This window comes from Kitasatospora purpeofusca, assembly GCF_042691725.1.
Lineage (GTDB): Bacteria > Actinomycetota > Actinomycetes > Streptomycetales > Streptomycetaceae > Kitasatospora > Kitasatospora purpeofusca_B.
Window position 1 is genome coordinate 3,715,219 of record NZ_CP170483.1, and the last position, 23,021, is coordinate 3,738,239.

General features: G+C 75.2%; 20 protein-coding genes and 1 tRNA gene. 7 read left to right on the forward strand and 14 right to left on the reverse strand.

The genetic code is table 11. The annotated features are described in order from the left end of the window. Window positions 1-4 precede the first annotated feature (4 nt). The 3 genes from ACFCLZ_RS15585 to ACFCLZ_RS15595 form a co-directional block, all read right to left on the reverse strand. On the reverse strand, window positions 5-1,303 hold the full coding sequence (locus tag ACFCLZ_RS15585; protein ID WP_380285486.1) for an extracellular solute-binding protein: 1,299 nt from the start codon (window positions 1,301-1,303) through the stop codon (window positions 5-7). 71 nt (window positions 1,304-1,374) lie between these two features. Then, the gene (locus tag ACFCLZ_RS15590; RefSeq protein ID WP_380285487.1) at window positions 1,375-2,766 is read right to left on the reverse strand and encodes an alpha/beta hydrolase; all 1,392 of its coding nucleotides are present in this window, start codon (window positions 2,764-2,766) and stop codon (window positions 1,375-1,377) included. After that, window positions 2,763-4,574, reverse strand: a complete 1,812-nt coding sequence (locus tag ACFCLZ_RS15595; RefSeq protein ID WP_380285488.1) for a glycoside hydrolase family 13 protein — start codon at window positions 4,572-4,574, stop codon at window positions 2,763-2,765. Before ACFCLZ_RS15595 ends, ACFCLZ_RS15590 begins: the two co-directional genes overlap by 4 nt. 183 nt (window positions 4,575-4,757) lie before the next feature. Between ACFCLZ_RS15595 and ACFCLZ_RS15600 the strand changes: the two genes are divergently transcribed. Beyond that, window positions 4,758-5,771: a LacI family DNA-binding transcriptional regulator gene (locus tag ACFCLZ_RS15600; protein WP_380285489.1), complete on the forward strand. Its 1,014-nt coding sequence runs from the start codon at window positions 4,758-4,760 to the stop codon at window positions 5,769-5,771. A gap of 65 nt (window positions 5,772-5,836) precedes the next feature. Here ACFCLZ_RS15600 and def read toward each other — a convergent pair whose 3' ends face one another. From def to ACFCLZ_RS15640, 8 genes are all read right to left on the reverse strand, one after another. Next, window positions 5,837-6,448, reverse strand: coding sequence for a peptide deformylase (gene def, locus ACFCLZ_RS15605; RefSeq protein ID WP_380285490.1), 612 nt, complete (start codon window positions 6,446-6,448; stop codon window positions 5,837-5,839). A gap of 51 nt (window positions 6,449-6,499) precedes the next feature. Next, a complete protein-coding gene (locus ACFCLZ_RS15610) occupies window positions 6,500-7,489 on the reverse strand; it encodes a tetratricopeptide repeat protein (RefSeq protein WP_380285491.1) in 990 nt (329 codons plus the stop codon). A gap of 271 nt (window positions 7,490-7,760) precedes the next feature. Continuing rightward, window positions 7,761-9,068: an HD-GYP domain-containing protein gene (locus ACFCLZ_RS15615; RefSeq protein WP_380285492.1), complete on the reverse strand. Its 1,308-nt coding sequence runs from the start codon at window positions 9,066-9,068 to the stop codon at window positions 7,761-7,763. 104 nt (window positions 9,069-9,172) lie between these two features. Beyond that, a complete protein-coding gene (locus tag ACFCLZ_RS15620) occupies window positions 9,173-10,606 on the reverse strand; it encodes an HD-GYP domain-containing protein (RefSeq protein ID WP_380285493.1) in 1,434 nt (477 codons plus the stop codon). A 371-nt stretch (window positions 10,607-10,977) separates the two neighbouring features. Then, window positions 10,978-11,349, reverse strand: a complete 372-nt coding sequence (rsrA, locus tag ACFCLZ_RS15625; protein WP_380285494.1) for a mycothiol system anti-sigma-R factor — start codon at window positions 11,347-11,349, stop codon at window positions 10,978-10,980. Further along, on the reverse strand, window positions 11,346-12,089 hold the full coding sequence (locus tag ACFCLZ_RS15630; protein WP_380285495.1) for a sigma-70 family RNA polymerase sigma factor: 744 nt from the start codon (window positions 12,087-12,089) through the stop codon (window positions 11,346-11,348). Before ACFCLZ_RS15630 ends, rsrA begins: the two co-directional genes overlap by 4 nt. 247 nt (window positions 12,090-12,336) lie before the next feature. Next, entirely contained in the window at window positions 12,337-12,996 is a 660-nt protein-coding gene (locus ACFCLZ_RS15635) for an alpha/beta family hydrolase (protein ID WP_380285496.1), read from the reverse strand. Window positions 12,997-13,057: 61 nt separating this feature from the next. Further along, the gene (locus ACFCLZ_RS15640; protein ID WP_380285497.1) at window positions 13,058-13,816 is read right to left on the reverse strand and encodes an SOS response-associated peptidase; all 759 of its coding nucleotides are present in this window, start codon (window positions 13,814-13,816) and stop codon (window positions 13,058-13,060) included. Window positions 13,817-13,952: 136 nt separating this feature from the next. Between ACFCLZ_RS15640 and ACFCLZ_RS15645 the strand changes: the two genes are divergently transcribed. From ACFCLZ_RS15645 to hisN, 5 genes are all read left to right on the forward strand, one after another. After that, complete coding sequence (locus tag ACFCLZ_RS15645; protein ID WP_380285498.1) at window positions 13,953-14,669, forward strand: M50 family metallopeptidase; 717 nt, start codon at window positions 13,953-13,955, stop codon at window positions 14,667-14,669. An 86-nt stretch (window positions 14,670-14,755) separates the two neighbouring features. After that, on the forward strand, window positions 14,756-16,087 hold the full coding sequence (gene aroA / locus ACFCLZ_RS15650; RefSeq protein ID WP_380285499.1) for a 3-phosphoshikimate 1-carboxyvinyltransferase: 1,332 nt from the start codon (window positions 14,756-14,758) through the stop codon (window positions 16,085-16,087). A 16-nt stretch (window positions 16,088-16,103) separates the two neighbouring features. Further along, window positions 16,104-17,159 (forward strand): ribosome small subunit-dependent GTPase A, encoded by a 1,056-nt coding sequence (gene rsgA / locus ACFCLZ_RS15655; protein ID WP_380285500.1) that lies wholly within the window; start codon window positions 16,104-16,106, stop codon window positions 17,157-17,159. A 129-nt stretch (window positions 17,160-17,288) separates the two neighbouring features. Continuing rightward, window positions 17,289-17,609 (forward strand): DMT family transporter, encoded by a 321-nt coding sequence (locus ACFCLZ_RS15660; protein ID WP_380285501.1) that lies wholly within the window; start codon window positions 17,289-17,291, stop codon window positions 17,607-17,609. 27 nt (window positions 17,610-17,636) lie between these two features. Then, window positions 17,637-18,434 carry a histidinol-phosphatase gene (hisN, locus tag ACFCLZ_RS15665; RefSeq protein WP_380285502.1) on the forward strand — a complete coding sequence of 266 codons (798 nt, stop codon included), beginning with the start codon at window positions 17,637-17,639 and terminating at the stop codon, window positions 18,432-18,434. A gap of 105 nt (window positions 18,435-18,539) precedes the next feature. Here hisN and ACFCLZ_RS15670 read toward each other — a convergent pair whose 3' ends face one another. Continuing rightward, a complete protein-coding gene (locus ACFCLZ_RS15670) occupies window positions 18,540-20,018 on the reverse strand; it encodes a catalase (RefSeq protein WP_380285503.1) in 1,479 nt (492 codons plus the stop codon). A 105-nt stretch (window positions 20,019-20,123) separates the two neighbouring features. Between ACFCLZ_RS15670 and ACFCLZ_RS15675 the strand changes: the two genes are divergently transcribed. Beyond that, on the forward strand, window positions 20,124-20,546 hold the full coding sequence (locus ACFCLZ_RS15675; RefSeq protein ID WP_380285504.1) for a Fur family transcriptional regulator: 423 nt from the start codon (window positions 20,124-20,126) through the stop codon (window positions 20,544-20,546). Between the two features lie 55 nt (window positions 20,547-20,601). Here ACFCLZ_RS15675 and ACFCLZ_RS15680 read toward each other — a convergent pair whose 3' ends face one another. Together ACFCLZ_RS15680 and ACFCLZ_RS15685 are read right to left on the reverse strand one after the other, a co-directional pair. Then, on the reverse strand, window positions 20,602-22,572 hold the full coding sequence (locus tag ACFCLZ_RS15680) for a sel1 repeat family protein (RefSeq protein WP_380285505.1): 1,971 nt from the start codon (window positions 22,570-22,572) through the stop codon (window positions 20,602-20,604). A 357-nt stretch (window positions 22,573-22,929) separates the two neighbouring features. Next, window positions 22,930-23,003 (reverse strand) — tRNA-Met (locus ACFCLZ_RS15685). Between the last annotated feature and the right edge of the window lie 18 nt (window positions 23,004-23,021).

Sequence of the window (23,021 nt, forward strand, 5' to 3'; positions counted from 1 at the left end):
GGTGTCAGTGGCCGGCGGCCAGGGCGGCGCGGATCGCCTCGCCGGCCTGGCGCATGGTCTCGGCCGGGTCGGCGCCGGCCACGATGTTGGCCTCGGCCTGGCCGAGCGGGCCCCAGATCGCGTTCATGGCGGGGATGGTCGGCAACGGCTGCCCGGCCGCGCCCGCCGCCGCGAAGGCGCCGATGTCCGGGTCGCCGGCGGTGGCCTTGGCGAGGGCCGAGGTCAGCGCGGGCGGCTCCGGCGAGGCCTGGTAGAGCGCCAGCTGGCCCTCCTCCGAGCCGATCGCGCGCAGCAGGAACTCCTGGGCCAGCGGCTGGTTCTTCGCCTTGGCGGAGAGGTAGAACGCCTGCACGCCGATGAAGGGGCGGGCCTGCTCCTTGCCGGCCCAGCCGGGCACCGGGGAGATCGCGTACGGCAGGCCGGCCTGCTTGACCTGCCCGAGCGCCCACGGCCCGGCCACCAGGTAGGGCGACTTGCGCCCGGTGAACAGCGAGATGGCGTTGGTGTCCACCGAGCGGTTGAACAGTCCGGCGCCCTTCTCCCCGTACTGCTTGAACAGTTCGCCGGCCGCGATCGAGCCCGGGCCGCCGACCCCGAGGTCCGCGGTGTCCCAGCCGCCGTCCGGCTTGCTGCCGAACAGGTAGCCGCCGGCCGAGGTGAACAGCGGCTGCAGGGCGTAGGCGTTGCCCTGCTGGCCGATCGGCAGCGCCAGCGGGACCTCAGCCTTCCCGGCCCGGACGGCGCCCTGGGCGGTGCCGGCCAGGTCCTCGAAGGTGGCGGGCGCGGCCGGGGCCAGTTCGGTGTTGCGGAACAGCACCAGGGTCTCGGTCGCGTACGGCAGGCCGTACTGCTGGCCGCCCTGGGCGACGGCCTCCAGGGCGGCGGGCTGGAACAGCGCCTTCTGCTGCGCGGTCAGCGGGACGGGGGCGACCGTGCCGTTCTGCACCAGGTTGCCCAGCCAGTCGGAGGCGCCGACCACCAGGTCGGGGCCCTTGCCGGCGTTGGTGGCCGTGACGTACGCCTGCTGGGTGTTGACGGACTGCGGGGCGACGGTGACCTTGACGCCGTGCTCCTGGCCGAAGCGGTCGGCGAGCGGCTGCAGGGCGGCGGCCTGCTGGGTCTGGGCCCAGATCACCAGGTCGCCCTCGGCGGCGCCGATCGGCGGGGCGGTCGTCGGCCCGTCCGCGGCGGCGCCGGCCGGCGCGGGGCCGGCGGAGGGCGAGGTGCCGCCGCAGGCCGTGACCAGCAGGGCGAGCAGGCCGAGTGCGGCGGTTCTGCGGTGGCGGGTGATCCGGTGGCTCATGGTCCGAGACTCCTTCGTCCGGGAGGGGTGCGGGGGTGGGCCGCAGGGGGGGATCGCCGGGGGGTGGGGGGTCAGATGCCGTCCGCCGGCCGGTGCCAGCGCTCGACGGTGAGGTCGAGCCGGGTGTCGCGGTCGACCCGCAGCGGGTGCAGCACCCGCCGGCCGTCGGCGTCGACGGCGTCCAGGCCCCAGCCGCGCGAGACGCCGCCGTCGAAGCCGGTGCCGCGCGGGACGGCGATCCGGCCGCGGAACCGGCCCGGCCCGGCCGGGGCGCAGGGCAGCGGGCCGAACATCACCGGGGCGTCGTCGGGGGTGCCAGGCGGGACGGTCACGGTGACCTCCAGGACCGGGTGGGCCGGCAGCTCCGGGACGACCGCGACCTCGGTGCGCGCGGCCAGCCCGTGCGCCCGGACGGTGACCGCCGTGCGTCCGGCGGCCAGCGGGCGCAGTCCGCCGTGCGGCGAGACGGCCGCCACCTCGGGGCGCTCGACCCGGTAGCCGGCCTCCAGCGCGGTGTACCGCACGCCGTCGGCGCGGACCGCGACCGGGTTGACGGCGCTCCAGGTCTCGCCGGGCGCGAGCAGGATCTCCGGCTCCACGGTGAGCGAGCGCACCGGCGAGGGCGCGCCGAACAGGTGCAGCAGCGCGTGCCGGGCGCGCGGGCGCCAGGCGTTCTCGTGGTGCGGCGCGGCCGGGTCCTCGTAGTAGAGGAGGTCGGCGCCGGAGGTGTAGCCGGCCTCGTCGACCAGCCGGCCGGCCAACTCGCGGGCGGGGCGGGCCATGATCAGCCCCTCCCGGCCGCCGATGTCCAGCCAGATCCGGCGCGGCCCGCGCCGCCGGTAGCGCTCGTGCACCACCCGCTCGCCCAGGCCGTCCGGGTCGACGTGGGTGAGGAACGGGGAGAGGACGGCGGCCAGGCCGAAGACCTCGGGGCGGCGGAAGGCGATGTGGTAGGTGACCAGGCCGCCCATCGAGGAGCCCATCAGCGCGGTGTGCTCCGGGCCGGTCCTGGTCCGGTAGCGGGCGTCGACGAACGGCTTGACCTCGTCGGTCAGGAACGCCTCGTAGCGGTGGCCCTTCAGCGGGGTGCCGGGGGTGCGCCAGTACTCGGCGACGTGCGAGTACTCGACGCCCCGGTCGACGCCGGCGTTGGGCACCGCGACCGCGATCAGCTCGGGGATCAGCCCCTCGGCGTACAGCGCCTCCAGCGTCCGGTCCACCGCCCAGGTGGGCTGCTGCCCCTGGTCGAAGACCTGCTGGCCGTCGTGCAGGTAGAGCACCGGGTAGTCGGCGTCCGGCCGGTCGTCGTAGCCGGGCGGCAGGTGGACCAGCAGGTCCCGTTCGTTGCCCAGCGGCTCGGAGCGGAAGGCGGGGATCCGTTCGATCCGGCCCCGGCGCACGGCGGACCGGCCGTGCGGGGCGGTGTCACCGTGCGGGGCGGACCAGGCGGTGTCGGCGCTCATCGGGCCACCGACCAGACGTGCACGGCCGGGCCCTCGCAGGGCAGGTCACGGCCGGGGACCAGCTGCGGCCCGCCGAGCAGGTGGGTGGCGTGCCACTCGCCGGCCACCGGCGGGTGGTCGGCCCGGCTGATCTGCACCAGGATCCGCTCCCGCTCGTCCTCCCGCTCGAACAGCAGGACGTCGCCCTCGGCGAGCAGCCAGCGCAGCCCGCCGCCGGTCAGCGCGCTGTGGCCGCGGCGCAGCCGGACCAGGTCGCGGTAGGTGCGCCAGGTGTGCTGATCCCAGGCGGACTCGTCCCAGGGGAACGGCTTGCGGCCCTCCTCCAGGCCCTCGCCCAGGACGCCGACCTCGTCGCCGGAGAACACCATGGGGATGCCGGGCAGGGTGAACAGCAGGGCCGCGCCGAGCAGTTGGCGATCCGGCCCGGCGAAGGTCCGGAACCGGGCGGTGTCGTGCGAGTCCAGCAGGGTCAGGTTGTGGGCGCGGCTGCGCCAGGGCAGCGCGGCGCCGAAGGCCGTCATGGTGGCGCGCACCCGGGCGGCGTCGTAGTCGGGGATCGGCCCGGGGACGGCCCAGAAGTCCTTCTGGTCGTGCTTCTCGACGAGCCAGCTCCAGACCGGCCGGGTGAAGCCCGCGTAGCTCATGGTGCCCTGCCAGCCGTCGCCGGCGAGGGCGAGCGAGGCGTCGTGCTGGTGCTCGGCGAGCAGGACGGCGTCGGGGTTGGCGGCCCGGACGGTGGCCGCGGTGGTGGTGGCGACCAGGTGGTTGAGCTCGACGTCGCCGCGCCGACCGGCCATCTGCGCCACGTCGACCCGCCAGCCGTCCAGGTGGAACGGCGCCCCGAGGTACTTGGCGATCACCGAGTCCGGGCCCTCGTAGAGGCGGCGGCGCAGTTCGGCCGAGCGGTGGTCGAAGGTCGGCAGGGTGCGCACGCCGAGGAAGGTCGCGTAGTCCTCCGGTCCGCCCTCGCCGAAGAAGTAGAAGCCGGCCTCGGGGCTCGCCGGGTCGGCCTGCGCGGTGCGGAACCAGTCGTGCCGGTCGCCGGAGTGGTTGAGGGTGATGTCGCCGATCACCTTGATGCCGCGCCGGTGCGCCTCGGCGGTGAGGGCGATCAGCGCCTCGTCGCCGCCGAGCGCCGGGTCGACCCGGTCGAAGGAGACGGCGTCGTAGCGGTGGTTGGAGCGGCCCTCGAAGAACGGGGTCAGGTAGATGACCGTGGCGCCGAGCCGCTGGATGTGGTCGATCTTGCGCACCACGCCCCAGAGGTCGCCGCCGTACATCTGCTGGAGGGCCTCGGCGTCACCGGTGCGCAGCGGGGTGTCCCAGTCGGCCGGGCGGGCCCAGGCGGCGAGCGGGGCGTCGCCGGAGCGGTGGTAGCGGTCCGGGAAGATCTGGTAGACCACCGCGTCGGCGGCCCAGGCGGGCGGGGCGGGGTGGGTGGTGAGGCGGAAGTCGGTGGCGTCGGGCAGGTCGTGGTCGTGCAGGCCGGCGGCGGTGAGCCAGCGCCCGCCGTCCGGGGTGTGCAGCCAGAACCGGTAGTTCATCTCCGGGTTGACCATCTCCAGGGCGGCCCGCCACCAGATGGTCCCGGTGTCCTCCACGCGGTCGACGGCGGCGGCCGTGAAGTGCGGTTCGCCGTCCGGGACGGAGCGCAGGAACACCCGCTCGACGTCCTGTCCGGCGGGCACCCGGACCAGCAGGTCGACGTGCTGCCCGAGGCGCGGGGCGAGATCGCCGACGTACCGCGCGGACCCGTCGTGGTGCGGCTGGTGGCGGGCGGCGAGGCGGTGGCTGCTGGCCGGGTCCATGGGGCTCCTCGGGGCGGGTGGACAGGTTAACGGATGCCGACATTCCGCTTATCGGGGCCGACGAGGGAACCGTAACGGCGATGAAACTGTTGCGCAATACGTTGCTAAGATCGTTTCATCCTGTTGCGCGGCCCGCCGGGCCGGGCTTTGTAAGATGCAGGCCCGACCAGACCGGAGGACCAATTGAGCGGCCCGTCACTGCGCGACATCGCCGCCCGGGCGGGCGTCAGCGCCGCCTCGGTGAGCAGGGTGATCAACGACCGGCCGGGCGTCTCCGACGACACCAAGGTGAAGGTCGCCGAGGCCATGCGGGAGCTCGGCTGGCAGCCCGACCAGGGCTACGACCCGCACCAGGGCGCGCTGATCGGCATCGTCGTCCCCGAACTCGACAACCCGGTCTTCCCGCTGCTCGCCTCCGCGATCGAGGTGCAGCTCGCCAAGCACGGCCTGACCGCCGTGGTCGGCACCTCCACCCGCCAGGGCACCGCCGAACTCGGCTACATCGACGTCCTGCTCCGCAAGGGCGTCTCCGGCCTGGTCCTGGTCTCCGGCCGGCACGCCAACCCCGACGCCGACCACGGCTTCTACCGGCTGCTGCACGAGCGCGGCATCCCGATGGTGCTGGTCAGCGGACGGGTGGAGGGCCTCGCCGTCCCCACCGTCGCCACCGACGAGGCGCTCGGCGCCCGGATCGCCGTCGCCCACCTGCGCGAACTCGGCCACCGCCGGATCGGCCTGGCCGGCGGCCAGGGCTATCTGCGCCCCTCGCTCAACCGCCTGGACGGCTACCGGCGCGCGATGCGCGAACTGCTCGGCGGGGAACCCCCCGCCGACTGGTACGCCGAGTCCGCCTACTCGATCGCCGGCGGCGCGGCGGCCGCCCGCCAACTGCTCGACGCGGACGTCACCGCGGTGATCGCCGGCAGCGACCTGATGGCCCTCGGCGTGGTCCAGGCCGCCCGCGAGGCCGGCCGCAGCGTCCCCGGCGACCTCTCGGTGATCGGCTACGACGACTGCTACCTCGCCGCCCACAGCAACCCGCCGCTCACCACCGTCCGCCAGCCGATCGACGAGATGGGCGCCGCCGTCGCCGACGCGCTCTGGCGCCAGCTGGAGGGCCACGGCGGCCGGGCCCGGGACTACCTGTTCACCCCCGTCCTGGTCGCCCGCGACTCCACCGCCCGCGCGCGCGGCTGACCCCGGACACGCCGGAGGGCCGGTGAGCTGCTGCCCACCGGCCCTCCGTCAGCTCCCGGGCGGCGTCAGTCGTTCGGGGCGGTCGCGTAGCGCGCGGTGCCCTCGGCCATCTGGCGCAGGGCGTCCTTGCGGTCCCGCTTCGACAGCTTGTCGATGTAGAGGAAACCGAACAGGTGGTCGGTCTCGTGCTGCAGGCAGCGGGCGAAGAAACCGGTGCCCTCGACCCGGATCGGGTTGCCGTCCTTGTCCTGGCCGGTCACCGCCGCGTAGTCCGGGCGGGGCAGCTCGGCGTAGGCGGTCGGCACCGACAGGCAGCCCTCGTTGCCGTCGTCCAGCACCCGCCGGCGGTCCTTCGGGAACTCCTCCAGCACCGGGTTGACCACGTGGCCGACGTGCCGCACGCCGTCGTCGTCCGGGCAGTCGTAGACGAAGACCTTCAGGTCCACGCCGATCTGGTTGGCGGCCAGGCCCACGCCCTCCGCCGCGTACATCGACTGGAACATGTCGTCGATCAGCGCGGACAGCTCGCCGTCGAAGGCCGTCACGTCCTTCACCTCGCGGTGCAGCACGGGGTTGCCGTAGACGGTGATCGGGCGCGCCGTGCCCCTGGAGAGGTCCGGCTGCTCGCCGACCACCTTCGGGGTCTCGTCGTGCTCGTGCTGCTCCTGCTCCGCCATGTCTTCCGCTTCCATAGGCCTACGCGTACCGCACCAGGGTACTCAGCGGGCTCAGCACACCTCTTCGAGATCCCGGTACGCCCGGGTTCCCGGCGACGCCGCGGCCCAGCGGTCCAGCAGCACCCGCACCAGGTGCGCCGGGGCGGCGATCCCGCACTCGCGCTCGGCCAGCCAGGACATCCCGCCCGCGCCGGGGCTCAGGTGGCTCAGGTGGCCGGGGTGCGCGGCGTCCCCGTCGTCGTGCGGGTCGTGGTGGGCAGTGTGGCCGTCGTCCGAGGCCATCCGGCTCTCCGAGCAGGCCCGGCACAGCAGCCGCACCGAGGACGTCCAGTCCTCCGCCGCGTAGCCCGCGTCCGCGACCAGCCGCTCCAGCGCGTCCCGGTCCGGCTCGGTCGCCGCCTGCAGCAGCACCACGTACGTCGGCACCGGGGACGGCGCCCACAGCTCGATCTCGTCGAACACCGGGTAGGCGACCCCGTCGGTGACCCGCTCGCCGTGCGGGGCGCCGTCGTGCAGCACCACCTCGCCCCAGCGTCTGCCGGAGGACGGCAGCGGGATCGACAGCACCTCGATCCGGGCCGGGTCCAGCCGGCGGCCCCACACCACCTCGGACTCGCCGTCCGGGGAGAGCCGCACCGGGGTCGTCCCGAGGTCCAGGCTGACCGGCCCGTCCTCGCGCGAGCCGGGGCCGCCGGGCAGCTTCAGCCCGTACGCCTGCCAGGCCCGGCGGGCCAGCGGCCAGTCCTGCAGCGCGGTCGCGGTGATGCCGAGGTTCCACCAGTCCGGGGCGCCCTGCTCGCGGTCCAGCAGCGCCACCGCCCGCAGCCCGGCCGCCCGGGCCTGCTCCCAGTCGCGGCGGAACTTGTGCAGCAGCGCCAGGTTGAACCACGAGTCCGACAGCCACGGCTCCAGGTCGGCCGCCATCACCAGCAGGGCGCCGGCGTCCTCGTACCGGCCGTCGCCGATCAACGTGAAAGCCCGGTCGGTCGTCTGCCGCCAGGTGGCGGACGGCCGGTGCCGTGCCCGGTGGAAGATCCTCACGTTCGTCCCTGCCGTCGTCGTCCGCTCGAGTCCCGCGACCGCTCCCGCGTCACGGGCCCGGTGTCCCGGGTCGGTTTTCCACGCTACGACCGCATCCAACCACGACGGCCGCCGCCCGCGCTCCCCACCGCCGGGGTTGCCCGGTTCCGTCCCGGCCCGTTTCCGGCCCCTCCCCCAGCCTGCCCGCCCGGCCCCGCCGCCTCAACCCCGGACGCCCCCCGCACGGGCCCGGACCCGGTGGTGCGGCCCGCCCGCGGCCGCCCGGGCGCGGTCAGCCGCGCACCCGCACCAGGGCGTCCACCACCCGGGCGTCGTACACCCGCCCCCGCCCCAGCCGCAGCGCCTCCAGCACCTCCAGCCGGCCCACCGCCTCCCCCGCCCCGCGCCCGCGGGCCGCCGTCAACAGGTCGTCGTGCGCGTTCGCCACCCGGATGATCCGCGCCGCCAGCGGCACCGCCCGCCCGCCGCCGTCCGGCCCGGGGAACGGGTCGGCCAGCCGGGCGACCTGCTCGGCGACCCGCCGCGGCACCCCGGTGCGCCGGATCACCTCACTGCCCAGCCGGGCGATCCGCTGCTGCTCCTCGTCCGGCAGCAGCGCCGTCGCCCCGCCCGGCACCGGCTCCACCAGCGACAGCTGCCCGACGTCGTGCATCAGCGCCGCGTACTCCAGCAGGGCCAGCTCGCGGGTGCCGAGACCCAGCTCGCGGCCGACCGCGCACGCCGTGTCGGCGACCCGGCGGGCGTGCCCCGGCGGCGTGTACCCGGCCACCTCGGTGGCCTTGGCCAGGCTGGCGATGGTCTGCCCGGTGGTGGCCCGCACCGCCGCCGCCCGCCGGAACGACACCTGCGCCAGCAGCAGCGGCGCGCAGAACAGCGGCAGCGCCCACAGCCCCACCTCCCCGGCGGCCAGGCTGACCAGCATGCCGGTGGCGGCGATCGCCGAGCCGATCCCGAACAGCGAGCGCAGCTCGTCCTCCAGCGCCGCCGGGAACCGCAGGCCGCTGCGGGCCCGCCGCAACAGCGCCGCCAGCACCGCGTCGCACAGCGCGGCCAGCGCGGCCACCGCCGTCAGGAACACGCCGTACGCCGGGCCGTCGGCGGAGAACCGGTCCACCACTCCGCTGTTGTAGAGCGGCTGGAACACGGCGGCCGCGAACCCCGCCCCGAGCAGCCGCCGCGCCGCGCCGTCCCGCCGGGCCCGCTCGCGCCACGGCGCCGGCCCGGCCGGCCCGGGCGGCCCTGCGCCCGCCGCCCGGCCCGGTGCCCGAGCGGCCGCCGCCCGCACCGCCGCGGGCAGCAGCGCCAGCAGCAGGCCCGCACCGGTCACCGCCACCACCTGGAGCACCCCCGGCCCGGCCGGCAGCCCGCGCAGCGGCCCGAGCAGCGCGTACGCCAGCGCCCCCGCCGCCCCGATCGGCGCCTGCTCACGGTCGCCCGGAAGAGTGATCCGCACGCACTCGCCGACCGCGATCAGCGCGGTGAACGCCAGCGCCACCCCCGGCTGGACCGGGCCGCGCACCGCCACCGCCCCGAAGGACGTCGCCAGCAGCGCGAGCGCCGCCCCGTGCACCGCGCGCACCGCACCGGCGCGAGCCCGCGGCGCACCCACGCGCCCGGCGCCCGACAGTCGCCGCACGCCCCCCGGTGAGTTCGTCGCGCCTGCCCGCGCACCCCGCCGCGCGCTCACGAGGACCCGGCCGTCGGCACGCCGCCGCCGCCCTGGACCGGCACCCCGCGCGGGGCCGCCCTGGGCGCCGGCTCCGGGACGCCGAGCGGGATGTCCGGCACCGCCTTGATGCAGTCCGGGGACGGCGGCAGCACCGGCTGCCAGTCGTGCACGGCCAGCGCGTCCACCAGCGCCCGCACCATCACCGGGTCGAACTGGCTGCCCGAGCAGCGCTCCAGCTCGGCGACCGCCTCGGTGACCGGCCGGCCGCGCCGGTAGGAGCGGGTGGAGGTCATCGAGTCGAAGGCGTCGGCGACCGAGATGATCCGGGCGAACTCGGGGATCTGCTCGCCGGCCAGCCCCGCCGGGTAGCCGCGGCCGTCCATCCGCTCGTGGTGGTGCAGGATCGCGGCGTGCGCCTCGCCGAGGAAGGCGATCCCGCGCACCAGCTCGTACCCGTGCACCGGGTGCACCTCGACGGCCCGGCGCTCCGCCTCGGTGAGGGGACCGTTTCTGCGCAGCAGCTCGGTGGCGACGCCCAGCTTGCCGACGTCGTGCAGGATGCCCGCGAACCGCAGGGTGCGCAGCCGCTCGGCCTCCATGCCCAGCTGATCGGCGATCAGCACCGCCGCCCGGCCCACCCGTTCGCTGTGGCCCCGGGTGTAGGCGTCCTTGATCTCCACCGCCTGGACCAGCGCCTGGACGGTCGCCTGGTGGGCGTCGCGCTCCCGGTGCCCCTGGGCGAACACCCAGGCCGAGATGGTCAGCGGCAGCAGGGCCAGCAGCGCGGCGAACGCGCCGTACGGCCCCTGCCACAGCACGGCGAGCATCAGCCCGCCCGCCGCGTGCACCAGCACCGGCACCCCCAGGGCGGCGGAGGCGCCGCGCAGCAGCACGGTCGGCCGCCGCCCCTCCGCCAGCACCCGCATCCCGCCCACCAGCACGCCGTTGACCAGGCAGAACGCGCCGAGCGCGGCGAACGCGGGCAGCAGCGCGGCCGGGAAGCGGGAGCCGAGCAGCAGCTGCGGCCCGGCCAGCAGGTGGAACACCGCGGAGGCCGCGAAGGCCGACAGCGCGAGCTGCGCGCCGTTCCACACCTGGCGCCGCCGGCCGTCCGCCTCGGCGGCCCCGAGCAGCGCGGCCGGGACGGCGACCAGCCCGGCGGCGGCCGGCGGCAGCATCAGCACCCCGGCGAACAGCACCGGGAAGAAGGCGTTGACGCCGGGCCGGACCGGCCTGCGGGCGCGCAGCGGCGGGCGGCGCAGCAGCAGCAGCGTCAACCGCAGGCAGGGCGTCGCCAGGCCCTGGGCGAGCGACTCCCAGCAGGCGTGCAGGAAGGACAGCAGCCCGACCTTCGGCCAGTCCACCGGCGCGCCCAGCCAGCGCGCCACCGCCGGCGGGGCGGGCAACGGCAGCAGGGGCAGCAGGCAGCAGGCCGCCAGCACCGGCACGGCCACCAGGTAGCGCGCGGCGCCCGGCGGCAGGTCCGTGTCTCCACTGTCGGTAGCGATAGCGATATCGACCTCCCCGCGTGCTGGCCCGCGCCGCCCTGGCCCGTCGTCCCGGCCCGCCGCCCGCCCGGGTGCGCGCCGAAGCGGCGGCGGACGGGCGGTGGTGAGCGTCCGTCAGGAGGATAGGACGCCGCCCCGGCACGGGGACGCGTGATCGCGCAATGCCGCTGCTGGCACACCGCCAACTCACTCGAACGAGTGACGGCGCGGTGCGGGCGGAGGGGACGCGGACAGCGGGCGGCCCCGGAAGCATCCGCTCCCGGGGCCGCCCGCGTCCGTCGTCCGCTGTGCGCCGTCCGGCGCACCCGTGCTCAGGTTCCGGCCGCCGCCTCCGCGGCGCGGCCCGGCCCGGCCGGCTCACCGGCCGCCTCCGCGTGCACCTCGACCGTCGTCTCGACCGCGACCACCAGCGCCTCGCCCGGCCGCTGCCCGGCCCGGATCGAGTCGATCCTGGCCAGCACCTTGCCGCGCAGGTCCGCCGGGGTGTCGTCGCAGCCGCAGGAACGCTTGATCAGCGCCTTGATCGCCTGCTCCAGCCCGTACTGCCGCAGGCACGGCGTGCACTCCTCGAAGTGCACGCGGAGCTTGACGCAGTCGCCCTCGGCCATCTCGTTGTCGAGGAATTCGTAGAGGTGGTCGAGGACCTCGCCACACTCGGTGTCGTGCGGATCGCCGCAGCTCATGAGCCCGAGCCCTTCGCTTCCTGCCCTGCCCCGCTGCCGGCCGGGACCAGCCCGCGCTCACGGGCGTAATCCTCCAGCATGCCGCGCAACTGACGACGGCCGCGGTGCAGCCGGGACATCACCGTACCGATGGGAGTACCCATGATGTCCGCGATCTCCTTGTACGCAAAGCCCTCTACGTCCGCCAGATACACCGCGATCCGGAACTCCTCCGGGATGGCCTGGAGGGCGTCCTTCACATCGCTGTCCGGCAGGTGGTCCAGGGCCTGGGTCTCCGCCGAGCGCAGACCCGTCGACATGTGCGACTCGGCCCGGGCCAGCTGCCAGTCCTCGATCTCCTCGGCGGCGGTGCGCTGCGGCTCCCGCTGCTTCTTGCGGTACGAGTTGATGAAGGTGTTGGTGAGGATGCGGTACAGCCACGCCTTGAGGTTGGTGCCCTCGCGGAACTGGTGGAACGACGCGTACGCCTTCGCGAACGCCTCCTGGAGGAGGTCCTCCGCGTCGGCCGGGTTGCGGGTCATCCGCAGCGCCGCCGAGTACATCGGGTCCAGGTAGCCCAGGGCGTCGCGCTCGAAGCGCTCCCGCCGGGCCTCCTCGGTCTCCTCCGCCGACACCCGGAAGGTGTCCTCACCGATCGCCTCGGCCAGCTCCTCACCGGTGAGCGCCTCGCCCGCGGGCAGGCCCTCCTCCGGGCCCCGGCCCGGTTCGGTCTCGTGCTCGGTCCCGACGACCGGACCCACCTCCTCGGCATGACGGTCACGGCCTACGGCAGGCCGCCCCGAAAGCGAGGATATCGGGCCGACGGGCTTCTCGCTCCCGACAACCCAGTCCGACCAGGAGGGGGCGAACGCCGATGCGGCCTCTCGCTCCTCCGACCGCTCGGGGCACGCGATCGAACCCATCTGCCCTGCCTTCCATGGGACTCCGACTGACGACCGTGTCAACCACGGCGGCCCCGCCCGCATTCCCGGCCCCCGGTGGCCCGGCTCACACCACCCGCAGCACCCAGTCCCCCACCGCCGAGACGACGAGGTCCAGCAGTTCCTGCTGCCCCGTCGCCGACCGCTTCGGCACCTCGAACCCGTGGTTGCCGGCCGGCAGCGCCACCAGCTCGTGCGAGGCCGGCAGCTCCGGGAACTCCGCCGGCCCGCCGAACGGATCCGCCGGCCCCTGCACCACCAGCGTCGGCAGCCCCGAGCCGAGCAGTTCCCCGGCCCGGCTCTTCTCCGGCCTGCCCGGCGGGTGCAGCGGGAACGCCAGCGCCACCACCCCCGCCGCCCCGCTCGCCGCCCCGGTCCGGCAGGCCACCCGCGCCCCGGCGCTGCGCCCGCCCACCACCAGCGGCAGGCCCGTCCCGGCCAGCCGCTCGGCCACCGGCACCCACCCCGCGTCCAGCGTCCGCGGCGCGGGCGCCACCTTCCTCCCCGCCACCCGCCAGGGCTGCTCCACCAGCGCCACCGACACCCCGCGGGCCGGCAGGGCGGCGGCCAGCGCCGCCAGGTCCCGCGCCTCGATCCCGCCGCCGGCGCCGTGCCCCAGCGCCAGCACCGCCCTCGGCGCGGCCGCCGGGTGCAGGGTGATCCGGGCGTCCCCGGCGGGTGTGGGCACCGGCTCCGTGGTCACGGCGGCTGGCTTCCGGTCGGTCACGGCTGCGGTCCTCTCGACGGCGGACGACGGTCAGAACGGGTCAGGACGGGTGCAGGACGGATCAGAACAGGGTGGTCTCGTACTCGACCTCGGTGTGGGGCTCGGTCAGCCCGGCGTGGTTGTTGCGGATGCTGCCGACCTCCGGCGACACCGGCGTCACCCGCAGCGCGCCCGGCGGCGGCGGTATCAGCAGCCGCCGCAGCTCCTCGGACCCGCCGTCGTCCAGCCCCGGGTCCAGCCACGCGTCGAACGAGCCCGGGTCCAGGAACAGCGGCATCCGCTCGTGGATCGGCGCCAGCAGCTCCTCCGCCTCCGTCGTCACCACCGTGAACGTCACCAGCCAGCCCTCCGGGTGGTCCGAGGGCACCGCCCGGTTGCGCCAGAACTCGTACAGCCCCGCCAGCGCCAGCGGCGCGCCGTCCGCCCGGGACACGAAGAACGGCTTCTTCCGCGCCTTCCCCCGCTCCCCCGGCACCGTCTGCCACTCGTAGTAGCCGTCCACCGGCAGCACGCACCGGCGCGAGGCGAACGCCTGCCGGTACGCCGGCTTCTCGTGCACCGTGTCCGCCCGGGCGTTGATCATCTTCACCGCCGTCTCCGGCGACTTCGCCCACTGCGGCACCAGCCCCCAGCGCAGCACCCGCAGCTGACGCACCGGCTCCGGCGCCCCCCTCGCCAGGCGCTCCAGCACCACGAAGGCGCTCTGCGTCGGCGCGACGTTCCAGCTCGGGTCCAGCGTTTCGGCCGGATCCCACTGCCGGACGCCGAACAGCTCGACGATGTCCTCGGGCCGGGTACTCGCGGCGAAGCGACCACACATACCGTCAGCTTGCCACGGCCCCGCCCGCCCCCGGATCCGCGCCCGCCGCACAGAACCACCCGGCCCCGGCCCGCCGTCCTCCCCATGGCAGGCTGCCACCCCGGGAGAGACGGCCGAACCGAGACGGAGGAGAACCATGGACGCCAGGACCCTCGACGAGCTGTGGACCGCCGTCACCGGCACCCAGCCCGCCCCGCCCGGCTGGCTCGTGCTCGCCACCGGCGCCGCCGCGCTGCTCACCGTCCTCGCCCGGCCGCTGTGGCTGGTCGCCCGGGGCGCCGTCACCATCGCCCACGAGGGCGGCCACGGCCTCGCCGCCCTCGCCACCCGCCGCAGGCTCGCCGGCATCCGGCTGCACTCCGACACCTCCGGCCTCACCCTCTCCTACGGCCGGCCCACCGGCCCCGGCATGGTCCTCACCGCCGCCGCCGGCTACACCACCCCCGCCCTGCTCGGCCTCGGCTGCGCCGCCCTGCTCGCCGCCGACCGGATCACCCTGCTGCTGTGGCTCGCCGTCGCCCTGCTGCTCGCCCTGCTCGTCCGGGTCCGCAACGCCTACGGCTTCCTCACCGTGCTGCTCACCGGCGGCGCCTTCTTCCTCGTCTCCTGGTTCGGCTCCCCCGAGGTCCAGGCCGGCTTCGCCTACCTCGGCACCTGGTTCCTGCTCCTCGGCGCCGTCCGCCCGGTCCTCGAACTCCAGCAGCAGCGCCGGCACGGCCAGGGCGGCGACTCCGACGCCGACCAGCTCGCCCGCCTCACCGGCATCCCCGGCCTCGCCTGGACCACCCTGTTCCTGGTCACCGCCCTCGCCGCCCTCGCCCTCGGCGCGAGCTGGCTGCTGCACCCCCTCTGACCGCCCCCGCGCCCCGCCGCACCCCGCCCGGCCACCGCATCGGAGGCGAACGGGCGCCCCGCACCACGGCCCCTAGACTTGGCCCCATGACCGAGACCCTGTGGCCCGCCCCCGTCGCGACCACCCCCGTGGACGCCACCGTCACCATCCCCGGCTCCAAGTCGGTCACCAACCGGGCCCTGGTGCTGGCGGCGCTCGCCGACGGCCCCGGCTGGGTCCGCCGCCCGCTGCGCAGCCGCGACTCCCAGCTGATGGCCGACGGCCTGCGCGCACTCGGCGTCACCATCGAGGAGCAGGTCAACAACGACACCGGCGGCACCGGCGGCGGCGAGGCCTGGCGGGTCATCCCGGCCCCCGTGCTGCGCGGCCCCGCCTCGGTCGACGTCGGCAACGCCGGCACGGTCATGCGCTTCCTGCCCCCCTTCGCCGTCCTCGCCGACGGCCCGGTCCACTTCGACGGCGACCCGCGCAGCCACGAGCGCCCCCAGCACGGCGTCATCGACGCGCTGCGCGTGCTCGGCGCCCGGATCGACGACGGCGGGCGCGGCACCTTCCCGCTCACCGTGCACGGCACCGGCGCCCTCGACGGCGGCACCGTCGAACTCGACGCCTCCGCCTCCTCCCAGTTCGTCTCCGCCCTGCTGCTCTCCGGCGCCCGCTACAACAACGGCGTCGAGGTCCGGCACATCGGCGGGCCCGTCCCCTCGCTGCCGCACATCCGGATGACCGTCGACATGCTGCGCCTGGCCGGCGTCCAGGTCGACGCCCCCGAGGACGGCGGCGAGAAGGACGTCTGGCGGGTCACCCCCGGCGCCCTGCTCGGCCGCGACCTGGTCGTCGAGCCCGACCTCTCCAACGCCGCGCCGTTCTTCGCCGCCGCCCTGGTCACCGGCGGCCAGGTCACCGTGCGCGACTGGCCGAAGCACACCACCCAGCCCGGCGACCAGCTGCGCGACCTCTACACCCGGATGGGCGGCGACTGCGCGTTCACCGACGAGGGCCTGCGCTTCACCGGCACCGGCCGGATCCACGGCATCGAGGCCGACCTGCACGACGTCGGCGAGCTCACCCCGGTGATCGCCGCGGTCGCCGCCCTCGCCGACTCCGAGTCCCACCTCTACGGCATCGCCCACCTGCGGCTGCACGAGACCGACCGGCTGGCGGCCCTCGCCAAGGAGATCAACGGCCTCGGCGGCGACGTCAGCGAGACCGAGGACGGCCTGCGGATCCGCCCGCGCAAGCTGACCGGCGGCGTCTTCCACACCTACGAGGACCACCGGCTGGCCACCGCCGCCGCGGTGATCGGCCTCGCCGTGCCCGGCGTCCAGGTGGAGAACGTGGCCACCACCGCGAAGACCCTGCCGGACTTCCCCGCCATGTGGGACGAGTTGCTCGCCGGACCGGTGGCGGGCGGCTGAGCGGGAGACTGGGCACATGCGCCGCTACGGCAAGGACGCCGACGAGGACGACATCCGCAACCGCCCCGCACGCCGGGGATCCCGGCCGCGGACCCGGATCCGGCCCAAGCACGAGGACGCCGCCGAGGCGATGGTGCTCACCATCGACCGCGGCCGGCTGACCTGCCTGGTCGACCCGGGGACCAAGCAGGAGCACGAGGTCGTCGCCATGAAGGCCCGCGAGCTGGGCCGCAAGGGCGTCGTCGTCGGCGACACGGTCTCCCTGGTCGGCGACCTCTCCGGGGACGCCGACACCCTGGCCCGGATCGTCCGGGTCGAGGAGCGCACCTCGGTGCTGCGGCGCACCGCGGACGACGACGACCCCTACGAGCGGATCGTCGTCGCCAACGCCGAACAGCTCGCCATCGTCACCGCGCTGGCCGACCCGGAGCCGCGGCCCCGGCTGATCGACCGCTGCCTGGTCGCCGCCTACGACGCGGGCATGGAACCGCTGCTCGTGCTCACCAAGGCCGACCTGGCCCCGGCCGCGTCGGTGCTGGAGTCCTACGCGCCGCTCGGCATCCAGTACGTCGTCACCCGCCGCGACGAGCTGGAGAGCGCCGGCGCCGAGGCCGTGCGCGAGCACCTGCGCGGTCTGCGCACCGTGTTCATCGGCCACTCCGGCGTCGGCAAGACCACCCTGGTCAACGCCCTCGTCCCGGAGCGGCAGCGGACCACCGGCCACGTCAACGCCGTCACCGGCCGGGGCCGGCACACCACCGTCTCCGCGCTCGCGCTGCGGCTGCCGCCGCCGCCCGGCGCCAAGGCCGGCTCGAAGAAGGCGCTGAACGCCGGCTGGGTGATCGACACGCCCGGCTTCCGCTCCTTCGGCCTGTCGCACATCGACCCGTCCCGGGTCATCCAGGCCTTCCCCGACCTGGAGTCCGGCACCGAGGACTGCCCGCGCGCGTGCAGCCACGACGAGCCGGACTGCGCGCTGGACGCCTGGGTGGCCGACGGCCACGCCGACCCGGCGCGGCTCTACTCGCTGCGCCGCCTGCTGGCCAGCAAGGAGGCGCGCGAGGGCGACTGACGGCCGTCGCCGCACCGGTTTCGGCATTCGAGGTGTCGAAGCGCCCTCTCGTGGTGATCATAGGAAAGTCGGGCCGGTTCACGGCCCGGCCCGCCGACCGATCCCGCCGACCGACAGGGAGAGCACGCGATGGCATGGGCCCTGGTGATCCTGGCCGGCCTGCTGGAGACCGGCTTCGCGATCAACCTCAAGCTCAGCGAGGGCTTCACCAAGCTCTGGCCCACCATCAGCTTCTGCGTCTTCGCCCTCGGCAGCTTCGGCCTGCTGACCCTCTCCCTGAAGACCCTCCCGGTCGGCCCCGCCTACGCGGTGTGGACCGGCATCGGCGCCGCCGGCACCGCCATCTACGGCATGCTCTTCCTCGGCGAGTCCAGCTCGGTGCTCAAGCTCGTCTCGATCTCCCTGGTCATCGCCGGGGTCATCGGCCTCCAGCTCAGCTCCACCCACTGAGCGGGGCGGGGCGCTAGGGTTTCGACCATGGCCGACTACCACGACGACCTCCGACTCGCCCATGTCCTCGCCGACTCGGCCGACGCGGTCACCATGGAGCGCTTCCGCGCGCTCGACCTGCGGATCGAGACCAAGCCCGACCTGACCCCCGTCAGCGACGCCGACAAGGCCACCGAGGAACTGGTGCGCAGCATCCTGCAGCGGGCCCGCCCGCGTGACGCGGTGCTCGGCGAGGAGTTCGGCCTACAGGGCTCGGGCCCGCGCCGCTGGGTCATCGACCCGATCGACGGCACCAAGAACTACATCCGCGGCGTCCCGGTCTGGGCCACCCTGATCGCACTGCTGGAGGACGGCCCGGACGGCGTGGAGCGCCCCGTCGTCGGCATCGTCTCCGCGCCCGCGCTGAACCGCCGCTGGTGGGCCGCCAAGGACCTCGGCGCGTTCGCCGGCCGCAGCCTCGCCAAGGCCGGCCGGATCCGGGTCTCCGGCGTCTCGCGGATCGAGGACGCCTCCTTCTCCTACTCCTCGCTCACCGGCTGGGAGGAGCGCGGCCGCCTCGACCCGTTCCTGGACCTCACCCGGGCCTGCTGGCGCACCCGCGCCTACGGCGACTTCTGGTCGTACATGATGGTCGCCGAGGGCGCGGTGGACATCGCCGCCGAGCCCGAGCTGTCGCTGTGGGACATGGCGGCGAACTGCATCATCGTCGAGGAGGCCGGCGGCCGCTTCACCGGCCTGGACGGCGTCCCGGGCGCGGGCGGCGCCGACGCCGTCGCCTCCAACGGCCTGCTCCACGACGAGGCGCTGCGCCGCCTGAGCGTCTAGCCGCCGCCCCCGTCGCACGATGCGGGCCCCGGGTGCCGGTTCTCCGTCGGCTCCCGGGGCCCGCCGCTCGGCGGGGCCCCTCACCGGGCCCCGCGCCGGGGTGCGTCAGCGCTGCTTGCGCAGCTCCCGCACCGCCGTCTCGAGCCGCTGGCCGAAGTCGGCGTCGGCCTTGCGGAAGTTGCCCACCGCACGCTCGACGATGTCCTCGCGGTCGGCGGAGACCTTGGCGATGAAGCCGGACAGGTTGTCGACCAGCCGCTGCTTCTCGTCCTCGCCCATCAGCCGGTAGAGGTCGCCGGCCTGCACGAAGTCGTTGTCCTCGGCGTGCGAGGGCGCCTCGTGGGTACCGGTGGCACCGTCGACCGGCAGCGGCGCCCACAGCGGGCGGCCGGTCTGCACCGGGCCGCCGAAGCTGTTCGGCTCGTAGTTCTTGCGGCGCCCGTGGCGGCCGTCGTACAGGTGGCCGTCCCGGTGGTTGGTGAGCGCCTCGGTGGCGTGCGGGCGGTTGACCGGCAGGTGGTCGGCGTTGACGCCGACGCGGTAGCGGTGCGCGTCCGCGTAGGCGAACAGGCGGCCCTGGAGCATCTTGTCCGGGGACGGGCCGATGCCGGGCACGAAGTGCGCCGGGGAGAAGATCGACTGCTCGACCTCGGCGAAGACGTTGTCGGGGTTGCGGTTGAGCTCCAGCCGGCCGATCTCGATCGGCGGGTAGTCCGCGTGCGGCCAGACCTTGGTCAGGTCGAACGGGTTGAAGCGGTAGGCCGCCGCGTCCGCCGCCGGCATGATCTGGACCTGCACCGTCCAGGCCGGGAACTCGCCGCGCTCGATGGCCTCGCGCAGGTCGCGCTGGTGGCTGTCCGGGTCCTCGCCGGCGAGCCGGTTGGCCTCGGCCTGGGTGAGGCTCCTGACGCCCTGGTCGGTCTTGAAGTGGTACTTCACCCAGAAGTACTCGCCGGCCTCGTTCTGCCACTGGTAGGTGTGCGAGCCGTAGCCGTTCATGTGCCGGTACGAGGCCGGTATGCCGCGGTCGCCGAACAGCCAGGTCACCTGGTGGGTCGACTCGGGCGACAGGCCCCAGAAGTCCCAGACGTTGTCCGCCTCCTGCGAGCCGGTGTACGGGTCGCGCTTCTGGGTGTGGATGAAGTCCGGGAACTTGCCGGCGTCCTTGATGAAGAACACCGGGGTGTTGTTGCCGACGAGGTCGTAGTTGCCCTCCTCGGTGTAGAACTTCAGCGCGAAGCCGCGCGGGTCGCGCACCGCGTCCGCCGCGCCGAGGTTGCCGGCGACGGTCGAGAAGCGCAGGAAGGTCTCGGTCTGCTTGCCGACCTCGGAGAGGAAGGCGGCCCGGGTGTACGCGGTGACGTCCGCGGTCACCGTGAAGGTGCCGTAGGCACCGGCGCCTCGGGCGTGCACCACGCGCTCCGGGATGCGCTCGCGGTTGAAGTGCGCGAGCTTCTCGAACAGCTGCTGGTCCTGGATCAGCGCCGGTCCGCCGACGCCGGCGGTCTCGGTGTTCTGGTTGTCGGCGACAGGGGCACCCGCCTCCGTGGTGAGGGTGGGGCGCAGCTCGTCCTGGGTAGTCATGTGAGGGGGCCTCCGCGTGATCCGGTCTGGACGAATCGATCCTAACTTGGACTTTGTCTAAGTCAACACTGGAACCAGACTCGGAGTGTCACTTACCCTGATCCCATGAGTGACCTGCTGGAGAGACTTCGCGGACGTGGATGGCGGCTGACCTCGCAGCGCCGGGTCGTGGCCGAGGTCCTCGACGGCGAGCACGTCCACCTGACCGCCGACGAGGTGCACGCCCGCGCGGTCGAGCGCCTGCCCGAGATCAGCCGCGCCACCGTCTACAACACCCTCGGCGAACTCGTGGGCCTGGGCGAGGTGTTGGAGGTCGCCACGGACGGCCGCGCCAAGCGCTACGACCCCAACGCCCACCACGCGCACCAGCACCTGGTCTGCTACGGCTGCGGCGCCATCCGCGACGTCCACCCCCAGGGCGACCCGCTGGCCGCGCTGCCCGTCGCCGAGCGGTTCGGCTTCACCCTCTCCGGCGCCGAGATCACCTACCGCGGCCTGTGCCCGGACTGCTCCGCCGCCAGGCCCTGAACCGCCCCGGCGCGCGCCACGACGCGCCCGCCGCCGGGCGCGGCCGCACGCCCGGTTACGCGCTCAGCTCCGCGTGCAGCGCGCCCAGCAGCCGGCCCGCCCGCTCGGCCACCTCCGCCGGACCGTAGTCCGCGGCCCGCCGGCACCAGCCCTCCGCCAGCACCGGCTCCCCCCGGCGCAGCGCCAGCAGCGCCAGGCGCAGCGCCGCCCGCCCGTGCCCGGCGTCCGCCGCCCGGGTGTACCAGAGCATCGCCTCGGCCTCGCGGTCCTGCCGGGCCAGCAGCAGCCCCAGGTTGAACGCGGCGCTGCGGCTGCCCGCCTCCGCCGCCCGCCGGTACCAGCTCTCCGCGATCTCCAGCGCCCCCCGCTCGGCCGCCCGCACCCCCATCCGCACCTGCGCCCGGCGGTGCCCGGCGTCCGCCGCCAGCGCGTACCAGTGCTCGGCCTCCGCGTCCGCGTCCCCGCGCCGGTCCAGCACCGAGGCCAGCCGGAACGCGCCCTCCGCCGACCCGCCCGCCGCCGCCTGCCGGTAGCGCTCCAGCGCGCCCGCCGCGTTGCCGCGCTGCTCCTGCGCCACCGCCAGCTGCAGCGCCGCCTCGCCGTGCCCCTCCGCGGCGGCGCGCGCGTACCACTCCTGGGCCTGCCGGTGCTCGCCGCGCCCGGCGTGCAGCACGCCCAGGTTGAACGCGCCGTCCACGCTGCCCGCCTCGGCGGCCTTGGAGAACCACGGCTCGGCGCCCGACTCGTCGCCGCGCTGCAGCAGCACCACGGCCAGCGCGTTGCACGCCTCCCGGTGCCCGGCGTACGCGGCCCGGCGGTACCACTGCTCGGCCTGCTGGTCGCGGCCCGCACCGGCGCACAGCAGGCCCAGGTTGAACGCGCCGTTCTGGTCGCCGGCCTCCAGCGCGCTGCGGTACCAGCGCTCGGCCGCGGCGGCCTCGCCGCGCGAGGCGTGCAGCGCGCCCAGCGCGTTGGCCGCGTTGCCGTCACCGGCCTCGGCCGCCTCCTGCCACCACTCGGCGGCCGAGGCGAGGTCCCCGCCGTCGCGCAGCAGGTAGCCCAGCGCGCACGCCGCCCGCGGCTCGCCGTTCTGCGCCGACTGCCGGTACCAGCGGGCCGCCTCGTCCAGCAGCGCCTGCTCGCCGCCGGCCCGGTCCTCCAGCAGCACGCCCAGGCGCAGCGCGGCGCGGGCATGGCTGCGGGCGGCCGCGATCCGGTACCAGGCCTCGGCGGTCTCCTTGTCCCCGGCGGCCTCGCGCATCCGGGCCAGCCGGTAGGCGGCCTCCCGGTGCCCGGCGTCCGCGGACACCTTGAACCAGCGCTCGGCGCGCACGTCCCGGCGGTGCTCCATGAGGTCGCCCAGCGCGTAGGCGCCCAGCGGGTGGCCGTGGTCGGCGGCGAAGTGCAGCCAGTACTCGGCGGCCTCCTCCTCGCCCTGGTCGCGCAGTTGCAGGCCGAGCGCGTGGGCGGCGGGCGCGCTGCCGGCCACCGCGGCCTGGCGCCACCACTGGGCGGCCTCGGCCCGGTGGCCCCGCTGGTGCAGCAGCACGCCCAGGTTGTTGGCGGCGGCCCGCAGCCCGGCGGCCGCGGCGCCGCGCAGGTACCGTTCGGCGTCCTCCAGGTCGCCGCGGCGCAGCAGCAGGGTGCCCAGCCGGGCGGCGGCGTCCGGGTCCCCGCCGTCGGCGGCGCGCCGGTGCCGGGCCTCCAGGGCGGCCTGCTCACGGGCGGCCAGCGCGGTCTCGAAGCTCGCCGAGTCGAAGCCGGCGTCGCTCTCGACGCCGGGCCCCGGGGGCCCCTCGGACGGCGCGCCGCGGGCGCCGGGCGCGGCGGCGAGGCCGCCGGCCGGGACGTGCACCAGGGAGTCCGGACCCCAGCCGCCCGCGGGGCGGCGCTCGGCCAGACCGCTGGTGCGCTGGGCGGGCAGGGCGCCGGGCTGCCGTTCGGGGCTCTCCGCCCAGGCATCGGTGTCCGCCTCGGTGGTCGCCGCCGGCCTCGCCCCTGTCCCGTTCCTGCCGATCAGCCTCATGCCGACTCCCACTCCCCCCGAGTGTCGCGGCGTCCTCCTCCGGCCCGGGGCCGGGGGGACCCCACGGGGAGCGCGCGGACCCGACGGCCGGTCAGCAGCCGGGCAGCGTCCCCCATGTGTCCCATCGTCGCATCACCCGCAACCCGCGTACACCTGCCCCGGCCGATTTCGGCGGGGCGGACCCGAAGCCGACGAAATTGCTTCGGCGCTTTGTCGATTTCCCGACACTTGGCCCCCACAAACCCCGCTGCCGTCGTCCTTGGCGACGCTCGATGGTACCGGAGCGGCCCCGCCCGTCCGCGCGCGCAAACGCCGAAGGCCCGGAGGAAGAATCCTCCGGGCCTTCGTGCTACTGAGTAGCGGGGACAGGATTTGAACCTGCGACCTCTGGGTTATGAGCCCAGCGAGCTACCGAGCTGCTCCACCCCGCGTCGGTAGTTGAACCATAG

What these genes read in the sequence shown, in the direction of transcription:
- aroA (WP_380285499.1), top strand. Translation starts at nt 14,756, where the DNA reads ATGACCGAGACCCTGTGGCCCGCCCCCGTCGCGACCACCCCCGTGGAC.
- rsgA (WP_380285500.1), top strand. Translation starts at nt 16,104, where the DNA reads ATGCGCCGCTACGGCAAGGACGCCGACGAGGACGACATCCGCAACCGC.
- ACFCLZ_RS15640 (WP_380285497.1), bottom strand. Translation starts at nt 13,816, where the DNA reads ATGTGTGGTCGCTTCGCCGCGAGTACCCGGCCCGAGGACATCGTCGAG.
- ACFCLZ_RS15595 (WP_380285488.1), bottom strand. Translation starts at nt 4,574, where the DNA reads ATGGACCCGGCCAGCAGCCACCGCCTCGCCGCCCGCCACCAGCCGCAC.
- ACFCLZ_RS15670 (WP_380285503.1), bottom strand. Translation starts at nt 20,018, where the DNA reads ATGACTACCCAGGACGAGCTGCGCCCCACCCTCACCACGGAGGCGGGT.
- hisN (WP_380285502.1), top strand. Translation starts at nt 17,637, where the DNA reads ATGGCCGACTACCACGACGACCTCCGACTCGCCCATGTCCTCGCCGAC.
- rsrA (WP_380285494.1), bottom strand. Translation starts at nt 11,349, where the DNA reads ATGAGCTGCGGCGATCCGCACGACACCGAGTGTGGCGAGGTCCTCGAC.
- ACFCLZ_RS15660 (WP_380285501.1), top strand. Translation starts at nt 17,289, where the DNA reads ATGGCATGGGCCCTGGTGATCCTGGCCGGCCTGCTGGAGACCGGCTTC.
- def (WP_380285490.1), bottom strand. Translation starts at nt 6,448, where the DNA reads ATGGCGGAGCAGGAGCAGCACGAGCACGACGAGACCCCGAAGGTGGTC.
- ACFCLZ_RS15675 (WP_380285504.1), top strand. Translation starts at nt 20,124, where the DNA reads ATGAGTGACCTGCTGGAGAGACTTCGCGGACGTGGATGGCGGCTGACC.
- ACFCLZ_RS15645 (WP_380285498.1), top strand. Translation starts at nt 13,953, where the DNA reads ATGGACGCCAGGACCCTCGACGAGCTGTGGACCGCCGTCACCGGCACC.
- ACFCLZ_RS15590 (WP_380285487.1), bottom strand. Translation starts at nt 2,766, where the DNA reads ATGAGCGCCGACACCGCCTGGTCCGCCCCGCACGGTGACACCGCCCCG.
- ACFCLZ_RS15680 (WP_380285505.1), bottom strand. Translation starts at nt 22,572, where the DNA reads ATGAGGCTGATCGGCAGGAACGGGACAGGGGCGAGGCCGGCGGCGACC.
- ACFCLZ_RS15585 (WP_380285486.1), bottom strand. Translation starts at nt 1,303, where the DNA reads ATGAGCCACCGGATCACCCGCCACCGCAGAACCGCCGCACTCGGCCTG.